This is a genomic window from Bacteroides sp. 51 (genome assembly GCF_010500965.1).
Taxonomy (GTDB): Bacteria; Bacteroidota; Bacteroidia; order Bacteroidales; family Bacteroidaceae; genus Bacteroides.
Genome location: NZ_QVMI01000042.1, coordinates 1 through 13,708 on the forward strand (window position 1 = coordinate 1; position 13,708 = coordinate 13,708).

General features: G+C 43.3%; 9 protein-coding genes. 2 read left to right on the forward strand and 7 right to left on the reverse strand.

The annotated features are described in order from the left end of the window. Positions 1–235 precede the first annotated feature (235 nt). Positions 236–1,369 (forward strand): uroporphyrinogen decarboxylase family protein, encoded by a 1,134-nt coding sequence (locus tag D0T87_RS21540; protein ID WP_163177990.1) that lies wholly within the window; start codon positions 236–238, stop codon positions 1,367–1,369. Beyond that, entirely contained in the window at positions 1,357–1,563 is a 207-nt protein-coding gene (locus tag D0T87_RS21545) for an MFS transporter (RefSeq protein WP_163177992.1), read from the forward strand. Before D0T87_RS21540 ends, D0T87_RS21545 begins: the two co-directional genes overlap by 13 nt. Positions 1,564–1,634: 71 nt before the next feature. On the opposite strand, the gene D0T87_RS21550 is transcribed toward D0T87_RS21545, so the two are convergent. The 7 genes from D0T87_RS21550 to D0T87_RS21580 all read right to left on the reverse strand — a co-directional run bounded on the left by D0T87_RS21550 (position 1,635) and on the right by D0T87_RS21580 (position 13,420). Beyond that, on the reverse strand, positions 1,635–3,476 hold the full coding sequence (locus tag D0T87_RS21550; protein ID WP_239063821.1) for a carbohydrate-binding domain-containing protein: 1,842 nt from the start codon (positions 3,474–3,476) through the stop codon (positions 1,635–1,637). Between the two features lie 173 nt (positions 3,477–3,649). After that, entirely contained in the window at positions 3,650–3,868 is a 219-nt protein-coding gene (locus D0T87_RS21555) for a hypothetical protein (protein WP_163177994.1), read from the reverse strand. 324 nt (positions 3,869–4,192) lie between these two features. Further along, positions 4,193–5,488, reverse strand: coding sequence for a DUF917 family protein (locus tag D0T87_RS21560; RefSeq protein WP_163177996.1), 1,296 nt, complete (start codon positions 5,486–5,488; stop codon positions 4,193–4,195). 17 nt (positions 5,489–5,505) lie between these two features. Continuing rightward, the gene (locus tag D0T87_RS21565; protein ID WP_163177998.1) at positions 5,506–8,016 is read right to left on the reverse strand and encodes an AAA family ATPase; all 2,511 of its coding nucleotides are present in this window, start codon (positions 8,014–8,016) and stop codon (positions 5,506–5,508) included. 201 nt (positions 8,017–8,217) lie between these two features. Beyond that, the gene (locus D0T87_RS21570) at positions 8,218–9,324 is read right to left on the reverse strand and encodes an MBL fold metallo-hydrolase (RefSeq protein WP_163178000.1); all 1,107 of its coding nucleotides are present in this window, start codon (positions 9,322–9,324) and stop codon (positions 8,218–8,220) included. Positions 9,325–9,441: 117 nt separating this feature from the next. Beyond that, a complete protein-coding gene (locus D0T87_RS21575) occupies positions 9,442–9,891 on the reverse strand; it encodes a hypothetical protein (RefSeq protein WP_163178002.1) in 450 nt (149 codons plus the stop codon). Between the two features lie 127 nt (positions 9,892–10,018). Then, a complete protein-coding gene (locus D0T87_RS21580) occupies positions 10,019–13,420 on the reverse strand; it encodes an AsmA family protein (RefSeq protein ID WP_163178004.1) in 3,402 nt (1,133 codons plus the stop codon). Between the last annotated feature and the right edge of the window lie 288 nt (positions 13,421–13,708).

Consider the following 13,708-nt stretch of genomic DNA (forward strand, 5'->3'; position numbering starts at 1 on the left):
AATCTTAAGGTTGAGATGCCTAGGGCAAACCTGTGGAATGGCTAGGGCATACCAATGGGATGCCTAGGGCAAACCAATGGGATGGCACCGACCTTTTTTAGTTAATCTGCGTTTCATACCAGTCATAACCCTACAAAAGAAAACTAAACCCGTTCTGTGATTACAGTACACTTGCTTGTCCGTCATATTTTTAAGGGTGATATTACCTTTCAAATAAAAACGATCGACAAGAATAATGAAAGATACTTTTGACTACTCTAAGGCCGACTCACAGGCTACAGCTGTGACTCCACTTACTCCCGGTAAATTTGATTTTGATAAATATGCAGCCTACGAGCAACAACTACTGGCAGGTTGTGAATCTTTCTGGCAAAGTAATAAAGGAGGTGTACTGGTCTACAGGCGGATGAGGGTAAAAGATGTGTTTGCCCAGGATGCCTGTGATATGGAAAAATCATTAAACTGGCAACTCGGTGCTTTAGAGAAGAGCATGCTTTTTAAAGCAGATATACCCAACTTCCTGGAACCGTGGTATGGCATCGGAACCATAGCTTCGGCATTCGGGTTCGATTATATTTGGGAACCGGGACAAGCTCCTGCTGTAGATGGCAAATTCGGTTCCATACAACAACTTGTTGAAAATGAGATAACTCCCGTAAAAGATACCCCTATAGGTAGGCACACTCTGGATATGATTCACTACTTCTTAGATCAAACAAGAGGTCTTTTGCCCATGTCATATTGTGATATTCAATCGCCCCTGAATGTAGCGTCCAACATTGTAGACTCCAACCAGTTCTATGTTGATTTCTATCTGGACCCGGATAACATGTTGAAAGCTCTTGACCGTATTGCCGGTCTGATGATTGATTATACTAAAATCCAGCAACAACTGATTGGCAGTTGCCTGGCTAAGCCCGGACATGGATTTGCGTCCTGCCGCAAGTTTGATGGCTTCGGGATGAGTGACGATTCAATGATCATGCTACCGGGCGATTTGTATAACGATATGGTGGTTCCCTCATTTGTCAAAGCCGGAAGCTCATTTGGAGGTGGTGTATTCCACTCGTGCGGCAACTGGTCCGGTAAGAAAGAAGATGTGATAAAGATAGAAGGACTGAAAATGGCCGATGGTGCATTCTCGAAAGGCACTGACCCTGATGCAAACCCAACCGAAGGTTTTGCTGACACATTTACCAATACAGGAGTTGTATTGAATGCCCGTATCGTTGGCACTCCTGATATTATAGCCGGCAAGGTGAAAGAACTGTGGAAGCCGGGAGTGAAGCTGATTGTGGTAACATATTGCGATACTCCACAGGAACAGGAAGATGTATACCATAAAATCCACGAAATATGTCAGGAATAAACACGAAAGTCGGGAATTACAGATGGCGAATTGTGGTGTTGCTGTTCTTTGCAACAACCATAAACTATATTGATCGCCAGATATTGGGCATGCTTAAACCATTTATCGGGTCGGATTTGGAAATCACCGAAGCCAGTTACGGGTATATCGTATCCGCTTTTCAGGCCGCCTATGCTGTTGGGCTGCTATTGTAGGCGTGATCATTGACAAATTCGGAACAAAAATAAGTTATGCCGTTGCCGTAGTTATCTGGAGTCTTTTCCGATTATTTCCCAAAGAATGCTGTAGGTAGCATGACCGGATTGGCAGGCCCTCCGGTATTGCCTACTGAAGTTACCTTTGAACTACTGCTCGGTGCAAATGTAGTCGATTGTGTTCCTCCCGAGTAGTTTCCTCCGGTGTATAACCCATAGAACTCATCAGAGTATCCGGTGATACTTCCCCCTGTATTAATTTTATATGTTGTACCTGTTTTAAGATCAGAACTGCTGTATAACAATGTCATTGAATTATATGTACGTGGTATCTTATAAGTCATGATATTTGTACCGTCGGACGATGTAATGTTGATGAGCTTTCCCGATGTGCCGCTTGTACCCCATATCAGCGTTTGTTGGGTAGATACACTTGATGTGGGAGTGCTGGTGGAACCACCTGTTCCGATAAGTATACCTCCGGTAATTTTGAATGTATTCTGGTCACAGTCAAACCCTTCTTCGGGTGATGTTGTTCCCGATGAGATAACTACCCCTCCTGTGATGGTTAGTGTACCGTTTGAGTCAATACCATCATTTGTTGTGCTGTAACAGTACACTTTGCCTCCATTAATCTGAATATGGTTTGAAGCATTGATGCAATCGTCATAAGCCTGGATAATCACTGTACCATTATTGATCGTCAGCGTAGCTTTACTTTCCAACCCTTCGGCCTCGGTTTTTGAGGTACTAATCTTGATATATCCGTTATTAATAGTCAGATTGCCATCGCTTTTAATAGCTTTTGCAGCCGTATCGTACGATCCATATTTATACTGTCCTCCGGTGGTTGTTACTGTGATCGTACCACCGTTAACCGTAAGCGTTCCACCCACATTAATACCTTTTCCTCCGGTTCCTGTACTCTTGGTTTTTAATGTTACACCATCTTCAATAACCAGATTGCCATCACACTTGATTGCTGCGGCAGATGATGTATCGTTTTCATCCGTGTCAAAGTAGGCATCTCCGGTAGTTTGTAATAATAGGTTCCCGCCACTGATTGTAACATCACTATCCGAGTTAATGGCTTTGGAGGCAATACCGATAGTGGTGATGTTGAGTGTTCCACCCGAAATGTCAATAGATCCTGTATCATCTGCATCCAATCCTTCGCCTGTAGCATAAGCGGTTATTGTTCCTCCGGTTATTGTGATGCCATCGCCATGTATCGCATCGCTGGCGGCTTCTTTTACATATATTGTACCACTTGTGATGGTAATCCCATTGCCTGAGCTAATGGCATGCTTAACTTTACCGCGTACTTCCAGCGTACCGTTTCCACTGAAATCCATCTTCCCTTTACTATAAAAAGCAGCTTTGTATTCGCTCGTTGACGAGTCGATCAGGCGATTCTGTGTATTATCCACAATCTTAACTGATACCGCTTTTTGCGTGCTGTTGATTGCGGCTCCCGATGGATTGGTAATGCCTACGCCATTCAGATGGAGGTTGAACTTATTATCACTTGTAAAGGTAACCGAACCATTTGTAGTTATTCCCGAAAGTACATAGTTAACTCCTTCGGTAGCGGAAGACGTAATCGTAATGTGATTGCCGTTAATCTCTGAAGTAACATTGCTTAATGCCGTGACCGTAGCATTTTCGCTGCTACTGAATGTTATAAATACAGCATTGCTTAATGCAGATAAATCCTGAGAGTTTGGAACGAGTGCTTCGTCTTCTGTTGAAGGTGGGGTAACTTCGATCTCGCCCTCTTCTTCATTAGCATCACCATTTTCATTGTTTTCTGTCTCTTCTTCCCAACCCGGAATATCATCATCCGATGAACATGAAAAACCGGTGAATGCCAGTATACTCAGCATAAAAAAATATAAGATAAATCTTTTCATTTGTTATGTTTTTATTAATAAATAAGCGATGCAATTTCGCCAAAAAAACAAACTTGGGCAAGAAAAGATTTATCCTTTAAGTGAAGGGGAGATTTCTGTCGGCAAACCGATGGATTTTATCTATTAAAAAAGTCTGTACTTAAGAGCCTGAGTGCGGCGTCTCGCTGCTACCGCTATCTTTTGTTATTTCCTGAATATCTTGCAATGTAAAGTTTCCTAGTAATTGTATTACAGTGAATTTCTATTTTTACCAGTACTCTGGTCCGGTTACCATCTTCATTGGAACTGATCATGGTTTCATACGATGAGTCGTCCAGGTTTCGGATTGCTTTACTTAACTTATCAACCTGGCAGGTTAGTAAGAGTGCAAGTATGGCAATATACTTTTTCATTATCTATTCGTTTTATAGTTATTGATCTTGTTTATTATGAGCCTCTTTTTTGCGCGCTTACGGGAGGCCTTCATATACAAGACGAGATAACTTTGCAGGTTGTTACAAAGAAAAGAATATTTTTTTGAAAAAGTAGGGTGGGGTGGGGAAATAGATGTTTCTACCCCCCCCCTGGGGCTGCGCTCGTTCCTCGCTTACCCCAGGTCCGACAGGCTTTCAGCCTTACAGATAGATTTAAATGATGGTTTTCATATTGCAATTATTTGTCTAAACAGTGTAAAGTGGTATATAATTACCTAGCGGATAATCTAATTATTTATAAATCTAATCCTGTAACGGAACATATACCCCGTAATATCCCAAATCATTAAGGATGCTCATGTAATGCTCGGGTAGTGTACTTACAGTATTGTTTTGTATATGGTTATACTTCATCAACATTTCAGTGCGTTTGACCCCAACCTTTTGCTCTGTTTTGATAAGTTCTTTCGGAGCTTGAAGGCCTATTACAGTTATATGCGCTTCTTTAAACTTAGCTTTTAGTTGTTTATCCTCCATGATATCTTCGTTGGTATATACCCATCGGTATCTTTCTTTTCCGCCTTCTTCTGATACGCTATCTGTTTCTTCTTTTTCAATAATTTGAAAGGCGATTAGATCAGGAGCCATAGCCAATGGAGTAGGAGAGGACGAATCCCAAATGATCAGGCTTTCATTCTGGAAAATAATTTTATACGTATCTTTTGTATTTTGAATGGTAATGATACCGTGGTCAAATCCTCCGGCTGTAGTGGTAGTAGCGTTTATCAATGTACCTGAGCAGATTTCTTTGACGCAACGTTCAGAATCATAGTCTTCAAAGAAATCTATGATAGCTTGGGTGTTTGGTTGATCAGATTCCTGTTCCAGTTTAATAACTTCGCCAAGCTCTTCACATAGTGTTAATGTACCAGGTACACACATTCCTTCTTTAGTTATTTCTGTGATATCAGGAAAGAACCACATCGCCAAACCTGCTCTTTGATTATATTCCGGCATGCTCAGAATAGGGCGTGCCAGTGATTCCATTTTAGTAGCACTACCTTCAGAGTCGCCTTCCGATATTTGCAGAATTACATCATGATATTTTCCTTTTTCATCTTTTTCACTACTGAGTATAGTTGGATTAACGGATATCTGTCCTGAGTAACTAATTAAATCAAGAGTTGGTACTGCCCGTCCTGCTCCATCAGCATCTACTACGGGAATATTAAGTTCTCCTGCTACAAGACAGGCAACAGTAGATGAAATAGGGCCTATCTCGACCGGAATGATATAGTCTATTTGTCCTTCTGAACCAAGTTTCTCTTGCGATAGTCGTTGTACGGCATTCACTGCTGCATCTACATGTTTAACGTTTCTCATTTTTTCGGGCGATCCCATATAGGCCACTACTACACCACATTTCTTTTCGGTTAAGTTCCGAAGATCATCGATTGATGCACTATCAATTGCAATCTCACCTTCTGAGAAGTTTTCAATGAATTGCATGCTGACATCATATCCGCCACCACCGCCGCTACCTAATAAACAAGCGCCGCGTACTATATTTTCCAGACTTTCTTTTCCTAGTTTTTTCATGATGATTTGGTATTATATTAGTTAAAAAGGTTTGTTATTTTTTTCTCTGTGCGTACACAGCCATGCTTTCTGGATATCTGTAGTGCTTGTTCTACAGCTATTTTTGCTTGTGCCGGATTGCCGATCTCTCTATAATAGCGTGCTCTCAGAAGATACATTTCATCCAGATAGTTTGTTTCCCCCCTTTCGGTGGAAGTACGAATAGCCTCATCTGCCTGTTTCAGGAAGTGGTCATACTGCTGTGTCTTCAGGTAGTGCCTGCAAATAGAGAGTTTACAGATGTTATGTGTGGTTGTCGGTGCAGCCTTGCAACTATCCACTAATCGTTGATAGCCCTTATTTATGGTTCCTAATCCTTCTTTGCAGTCTGTAGCTAGTAGGTGTGTACCCAGAAAGATTTCACCAATGCCGAGATAAAAATGAAAGTTATAACGACTGGCTTGGTCATAGAGTTTCTGGGCGTATTCTTTTAGTTCGCTTATGTCTTCCTCTAGAAAAGCATGCCAACTCAGAGCCTGGTATCCAACTACTTTATAGTAGTGGTTTGGAGTTTGTTCGCATAGCTTTTTGATATATTTCCGGTAATTGGTAACCAATTCATTTTCATCCTCATGAAAGGCTATCAGTAGTAAGAACATATAGGAAAATAGATGGTTCAGTCGGGCAGTCTCATCAGTCAGAGGTCTGTTTGCTGTCTCATCCAGATAAGTTGTGAATTCTTTCTTAGTGCCTTTAAAATCGCCCATCCAGTACAATGTATTTCCCAGTGCGATCCGGGCAGAGAGTATCATGGCAGGGTTCTGCAATTTTTTGGCAGTCTCCATATTCTGACGGGCAAGCTCCAGACATTCTTTTAATTCCAGTTTAGCCAGGTGGATGCTCCACAGGCCGAATAAGATGATTCCCATGTATTCCAATTCATTCAGTTTTTCGCTTAATTCTTTGGCTTTTTGGAATATATCTTTTACTTCCGGATCTCCCCATCCTTTGGTAGATTGTGCACAGGTGCAGAGTTGTACCTGAAAGTAAAGGCGCACTTTCAGGTGTTTTTCATCATTGGGAAGTTCATCCAGAAAACAGATTGCTTTTTTAGTCAGTACACTTGCTTCCTGGTATGCTGAGATACGCATCATATTGTTGACTGTTATCTGAATATATCGTACTGCTTTATCGTATTCGCTTGATAACTCATAATGGCGTGCAATATCACCTGCCACTTCATCCAGATTGTCTTTGAAAAGTTCTTCCATAATATTTGCTGTATCGCTATGTAACATCATTCGTTGGGTCATACTTAGTTCCTGATATAGGTATTGTTGAAAGATATAGTTTGAGAAGTTGAAGCGCGAAACTATACCTTTGTTTGAGCGTATGCAGTCGCCTTCATATACCAGGCGATGCTCTTTTTGCAAGGTTTTGGAGAGGGTGAGTAGTAAGTCGCGTTCGGGTTCGCCCATTGTTTTTGATAAAACTTGTGCAATGAAGCTGTAGCCTTGTATGCTGGCATGTGATAGTACTTCTATCAGTGAGTCTTCCAATCGACCGATACGTTCTTGTATAATACCTTCTATTCGTGCCGGATAAGCATTCCAGTGTAGTTGGGCATTATTCGTCCAGATATTATCGTTGTTCCTTACCAGCATGCCCTGTTCTTTCAGAAGGTTAACCAACTCGTTAACAAAGAGGGGGTTGCCGTTTGTCCGCTCAAATAATTTCTCCCGGAAATGCCTGTCGTATATATTATTGTCCCGGTCGAGCATGCGATTCATAAACGCTATGCGTTCCTCCTGACTGATCGTATCGAGATTAATAAATACATTACCATGGCTGATCTTTACCTCGGTGATGAGTTTGTTTAAAGGATGTTTTTCACCATTCATGGGTATGTTGATATCTGTGCTGCGATAACAACCGATAATCATTACCGGATAGTTTTTTAGTCCGATAATAAGCTGATAAAACAGGTTCACCGATAGTTTGTCGATCCATTGCAGGTTGTCGATGAACAACACCAGATGATATCTGGCTGCGATTGCTTTGATAGCATCTACATACTGTTCAAGAATCTTAGATTCTTCTATGCTTGTGGGTTTTTCTTCCTCTTTTTCTTTAAAAACAGCCTGTCCGATAGCTGAAAGTATGGAAGCGCCCGGGATAAAGTTTCCTATCAGATCGGGAGCATTCTCCAGTAACATTTTACCACAGAATTTAAGTGATTCCCGCACGATCTCGCCTTTGCTGGATCTGTTGTTCGCTTCATCACCTGTTTTTACATCATGGAGCAGGTTTTTCAGTAATTCCTTGAATGGCTGATAGGGAATATTGTACTCTGACCGGATGCTGCAAAAGCTTGAAATGAACAACGTGTTCTGATCTGTTTCTGCTTGTTGTTCCATAAACATATTGGCCAATACTGTTTTCCCTGATCCGGCTTCTCCTGCAATAAATTGCAGTTGCATCCGGTTTGTCTGTTGCATGGTCTGGTAGGCTTTTTGCAGAACCTCCAACTGTTTTTCGCGTATGATCATGTTCCTGTTAATAGATTTTTCAAATGAATGAACTAATGTATATATAAACCACTATCAGCATAAAAAACAAAGTTGCCGGTTTTAAATAATTGATAAAAAGAGTTCTGATGCAGACTTTATAAGCAACAATTGTCTTGCTGCTCTAAATATATGAAAAAAAATCACTCTTTTTGTGAGTCTGATGGAATTATTTTGGACTTTTTATTCAAAATCCCACCAAACCTCTGTCTTGGGTGGATCTCCTATGGTATACGGTTCACCTATAAGAGGTATGGTGACCAGTATTCCGGCGTCATCCATTAGTGGAAGTAATTCTTTGATGGGTTCATTCCATGTATGATAAGCTGCGGCAAATCGTGCCCAATGCACAGGCAGTACCATGCGTGTTCTGAGGTCCTGAGCTGTATGCACGGTTTGTTCCGGAAATGAGTGATTCTTAGCCCAGTCCAGGTTATACTGTCCGTTTTCCAGTATAGCGAGATCGAATGGTCCGTATGTATCGCCAATATCTTTAAAGTGTTTATTGTAGCCGCTGTCGCCACCAATGAAAATACGATATCCGTGTATTTCAAGCACATAGGATGTCCATAGTGTTTGATTCTTTTTTAGCCAGCGCCCTGACCTGTGCTGACTGGGGGTGGAGATGAGGCGGATGCCGGGAGCGAGATCGACCGTATCTCCCCAGTATACTTCCTGCATATGTCCGGACTTCCAATTCCATTGTTTGAGGAAAGAACCTACACCTACCGGAACAACGGCATGGGTGTTTTTCTTGCGTAGTTTGCGTATGGTATGGCAATCTAAGTGGTCGTAATGGTCGTGGGTGATGAGGAGCACATCAATGGGGGGAAGGTCTTTTATTTTATACACATAGCTGCCCGGCATACTTCGATTGAAATACCATATGGGCGATGCATAGTCAGTGAGTAACGGATCGACAAGGATATTGAACCCTTGCGATTGTATCAGGTAAGACGAATGACCAAACCACGTTATGGTGGGTCGATTGAATGTGATGTCTTTTAAGTTGGTTTTAACAGATGGAATGGGTTGTGATAGCTTCGGTCTTTTGGTGAATTTACGCATCTTGATTTCCTTGCGGATGCGTGTGGTATCGACGTATATTAATGAGTCGGATGCGTCGTAGAGGTTTCTGAACTCATTGTTAATGAAGTTGGGGTATTTGACTGCAAATTCTGCTCTGCGTTCTTTGGAGGGAATTTTGCCAATGGAACGTATAGTGGAACAGCCGGAAAGTAATATAACCGCCAGAGTAATAAGAATCAGGATCAGTTTAGGCTTACGCATTGGCATGTTTATGGCGTGACTAATCGTTTTAACAGTAGAATTGGTATGAACAAATATAATAAAATCCCGGGATGTGCGGTAAGGCTTCATCCCGGGATTTTCAATTATTACGCTAATTTATACTTTCTTTCCAAACAGTTTGCCAATACTGCTTAATATGCCATGGCCACTGCTACCGGAGAATGTTTCAATGAGCGATTCTACATTGATACCCTTCTCGTTAGGGTCGTTAACTTTGCCCGAGATTACTTTCATCACTAACGGAACGACTGTTGTCGATATAACGTTGGCCACAGATTGGGAGAGTCCTACTTTCCGGATCAGTTCGCTTGTTACCGAGCCAATAATATTATTGGTTATCGAGTTGTTACTTACCGAACTGTTTCCGTTGAACAGGCTTGTCAGGCTGGATAAGTTACCTAGGGTAAAGTTATCCTTCAATCCGTTGGTTACGGCATGGGTAGCTGTTTCAATGGTTGCAGCTTGTTTATCTTCAGGAACATTACTGTTGTTGCTTATCGAACCGGCAATGGTATCTTTGACCAGGTTCAAAATATTGTCTAACATAATCTATTACTTTAAAGGGTTAATAATGCCAATGAAACAACGTAGTTTGTACTATGTTTCATTGGCCCCCCTTTTTTAGTAATATTTAGCCGTTAAGTACTATGGTGGAATTAGTTTATACCATATCTTATTCAGTAATATTTTGTTTTATAGTGTCAATGGGTATTGTTGTTTCTCCATCCGTAAGAGAATCTGGGTGCAGCGCCTCGCTGCTATCCATTAATTGGAAGTATTCGCGTTTCAGGCTATCCGGCATTTCCACTCTTGGGCGTCGCATGGGTTGGGTGAGATCCATGCCTGCGATATCTTGTATGCTTTGACGTAGCTTTTCGTCCATTTCCTTTCGTAGATTGATATTTGTTTTGTCGAGATCCTTTTCGCGGGCCACGGTGAACATATCTTTGTATTTTGCTTTACCCAGTCGAATCTTCATCTTGTCGGGTGTTCCCGAGATGTTCAATCCCAGTTTGAATGGAATAGGCGATTTAAGTACGGTGATGTGATAATCGAACGACATATCCAGGTTTTGTATACCGCCAACTGCCGCATTGTATCTATCCATTGAGAGCTGGAACGGGAAGATCATTAGTTTTTCGTCTTCCAGAATCATCTCTACAGACATGCTGTCAATCACGTTCTTGTTTTTATTCTTGAACATCAGCATTTTAGATATTTCGGCAAAGGTTTCACCGTCGAGCAATACCAGTTTCTGTCCGCTCAGTACGCAAGACGCGGTGGTTTCGGACAGGCGGACGTTCATCATGGAGTCCAGTTCGGTTACTGCCGTCATGCTGCAATCTACCACACCTTCGAACGAACGAAGCATGGGGGCCAACTCGTCGATCATCGGCATGGCGTCGATCAACTCTTTTACGTTGATGCGTTTCACTCCCAGCTCCATGCCCAGGTGCGCCCCTTTTGTGTTGGGAGCTTTGTAAACCATGGTCATAGATGCGCTTCCGATATCGGAATTGAGCATCAGTCGAGGCAGCTGAATGGCCTGATCGCGAAGGATAATCCTTCCGCGGATATTCTTGATGGCGATATCGCTGAACCTGGCGTTTCGTATGCGTGAGTTAAATTCGACATCCAGGTTGCGGGGTACAACGAAGATTCCCAGTTCGGTGGTATCCTCGTCTACTGCAATCTGCTGGCTTTCATCCAGTACTACGCTCGATATGGAGTCCCGTTCGGCGTAGCTCTTTCCGCCATATTCCGATCCGGTTACGGCGGCCTTGATGAGTTCGTTAAAGTCGAGCGAGTCGGCATCCAGCGTCATTTTCGCACTTACTTTGCCGTTGAACAATAATGCCCTGCGGATACCGTCTATCTCGCCTTTCAGTGTAAAGTCCGAGTTTCCGATGCGCATATGTGCTTTGGCCAGGTTTAAGGTATTCATTGTGAATGCCATGTCCGACTCCCGCATACGGATGGGTATCGGGAAATACGGGGTTCGCAGGCTCATGTCTTTGGAAGAGAAATTGCCGGAGATATCCCAATTGCGCAACAAGTCTTTTGTTTCTTGCGATTCGATCTGGAAAGACACGTTTGTTGTGGGGTCGAGCCGGCTTTTGCGTATCGAATCGCGTTGTGCACGGGTGAGTGTCGTGTCGCGTGCATATGCCCTTCCGCTTCGCGGGGAATTGTTTTGAGCAGAGTCGCCTATGGTAATTCTTTGGCGTACTTGTTGTTTATTGAGCTTGAGTTTGAATGTAGCTTTGCTTATTCGTCCGGCCATATCGTATACCCGTCCCATCACGGTGTCGATGGATACGCTTCCGCTGATTTCGGGCAGGCTGGGTATGTCGGCTCTGGGGCGTATATTTATGCCTCCAATGGCATGAACGCCGCGTATGCGGATGGAGTCGCCCATCACCAGGCGCAGGTTTTTGATTCGTCCGCCCACCATGACAGGAGCGATGGAGCTGGTGTCTTTGGGTGGTGAAGTGGTTACGAGGGCGCTGACCCGGCTGGAATTGGCTATCATTTCGTTTTTCCAGTTCAGGTTGAGCGAGTCGAGTACGATTTTGCTTCGTAGCAGACTTTTGGGTGCATCGCGTACAACGCTGTCCTTTACGTGGCTTCCAAGTGCGATATTGGCGTTGGAGGTGTAGAACGTAAAGTTCTCGGCGGTGTGGTTGAATTTCACGTTTTTGATGTTGGCCACGCCGTTGGCGTCAATCTTTCCGTAATCCGACGCAAGTATGTCGTCGAGCAGGCATTTGGCCGAGAAGTCAAAGTCGACCTGTCCTCCCATTTTCATGCCGTCCAGCGGGAGTTTCTCGGCTATTTGGGTGAAGTTGATGTCTGCCTTTGCCTGTGCATTGATGGTGGGTTTGGTCAGGAGATGATTGAATTCACCCTTTGCCGTAAGCTTTGAGGAGGCTGTTTGCAGATACAGGTTTTTAAGTTCCAATGAGGATGGCTGTGCGCCCGATAAATCGAGTAGCGTGCTGAAATCGAGGTCGAAGTCTTCTATGAATGGCTTTTGGGGGTGTTTGGCAGATGCCAATGTGCCGTCGGCCAGTTGCAGGGCGAGGGTGATCAGTGGGTATTGATCTTGTCCCAGCTTTCCGGAGAGTTTTCCGTTGGATGCTATCTTGCCTTCGGCAACGAGCTTGGAGGAAATGTCCGATACGTGTTCGGGTATCATTTTTATGATATCGGCCAGCGACGAGGCGTTGAGGCTGAAATCAACGTCGACGTTGGTCATTCCCGGAATGGTGTCACGGGTCAGCATTCCGTTTGTATTCAGTTCCAGTGCTCCGACTTTAACCGTGCCTTTCTCTATGGCGAGGGTTTTCAGTATCCTGTCGCGTGCCAGCGTGGTGCGGAAGGAGAAGGGGAGGGCACGGGTAAAGGTTTGTCCCTGATAGTATGAGGTAATTCCTGTGGTGCGTATGCCGAGGTTCAGGTCGGCGTGTTTTTTGGACAGGTTGCCTTTGAGACGCATGTCGAGGCTGTCTACCATCACAAACATATCTTGTTGCAGGTCGTCGTAGGTGAGGTTGACGTTGCGTAGGCGGATGTTGCTGATGTTCAGTTCGGGCATCACAAAGGCGCTGGTGTCCTGGGAGGCGGTTTTTGTGCTGTCGTTGGAGACGAAGATATCCCAGTTGGCTTGCCCCAGTGTGTCTACATGGGCATAGATATCGGCGTTTTCTATTTCCAGTTGTTTGATGATGATTTTCTTCTCGAAAAGGAACGCCATAGGGTTTACGGCGATCATGAAATTGTCGAATTCCAGCAGCGTGTCTCTTGGGGTGGAGATACTACCGTTCTGCAGGCTGACTCCAAGGTTGGGGAAGGTGCCGAAGAAGCTGATATCAACCGCTTCGCATTTGACATCGCTCTTGATATATTCCTTACTTAGCTCCAGCAGAATGGGAGTGATTCTTTTAGGTGTTGCCACCGTATTCAGCACAATGACTATGGCGATAATCAATATTGCGAGTATTCCTAATAGGCTTAATCCGGTTCTGATCAGGATTTTCTTTGCCTTATTTCCGGAAGGTACTTCTTGTTCCATGAATGATTATATGTGTGTATGTTGAAATTGAGGCTAAGATACAAAAAATGAATAAACGCTATGGCATTCGGCAGTTAACTTTTAGGGTTAATTTTTTAAAAACGTGTATGTTCTTTGCAACGACAATTGGGTTGTTTATACTATATGTATTATTAAATAAGCAAAAAGTGGCACTCATGTGCCTGATCTGTTTATTCATGGGGGATGCAGGATGGTACTTCCCGAATAAAATGCTAGCACTCATGTAGCACTGCCAGCACTGTGTGTTTTGTAGGGTTATGATTGTTT

Excerpts from the sequence above, each read along its gene's own strand:
- D0T87_RS21575 (WP_163178002.1), bottom strand. The coding sequence starts at position 9,891 with ATGTTAGACAATATTTTGAACCTGGTCAAAGATACCATTGCCGGTTCG.
- D0T87_RS21550 (WP_239063821.1), bottom strand. The coding sequence starts at position 3,476 with ATGAAAAGATTTATCTTATATTTTTTTATGCTGAGTATACTGGCATTC.
- D0T87_RS21560 (WP_163177996.1), bottom strand. The coding sequence starts at position 5,488 with ATGAAAAAACTAGGAAAAGAAAGTCTGGAAAATATAGTACGCGGCGCT.
- D0T87_RS21570 (WP_163178000.1), bottom strand. The coding sequence starts at position 9,324 with ATGCGTAAGCCTAAACTGATCCTGATTCTTATTACTCTGGCGGTTATA.
- D0T87_RS21580 (WP_163178004.1), bottom strand. The coding sequence starts at position 13,420 with ATGGAACAAGAAGTACCTTCCGGAAATAAGGCAAAGAAAATCCTGATC.
- D0T87_RS21540 (WP_163177990.1), top strand. The coding sequence starts at position 236 with ATGAAAGATACTTTTGACTACTCTAAGGCCGACTCACAGGCTACAGCT.
- D0T87_RS21565 (WP_163177998.1), bottom strand. The coding sequence starts at position 8,016 with ATGATCATACGCGAAAAACAGTTGGAGGTTCTGCAAAAAGCCTACCAG.
- D0T87_RS21555 (WP_163177994.1), bottom strand. The coding sequence starts at position 3,868 with ATGAAAAAGTATATTGCCATACTTGCACTCTTACTAACCTGCCAGGTT.
- D0T87_RS21545 (WP_163177992.1), top strand. The coding sequence starts at position 1,357 with ATGTCAGGAATAAACACGAAAGTCGGGAATTACAGATGGCGAATTGTG.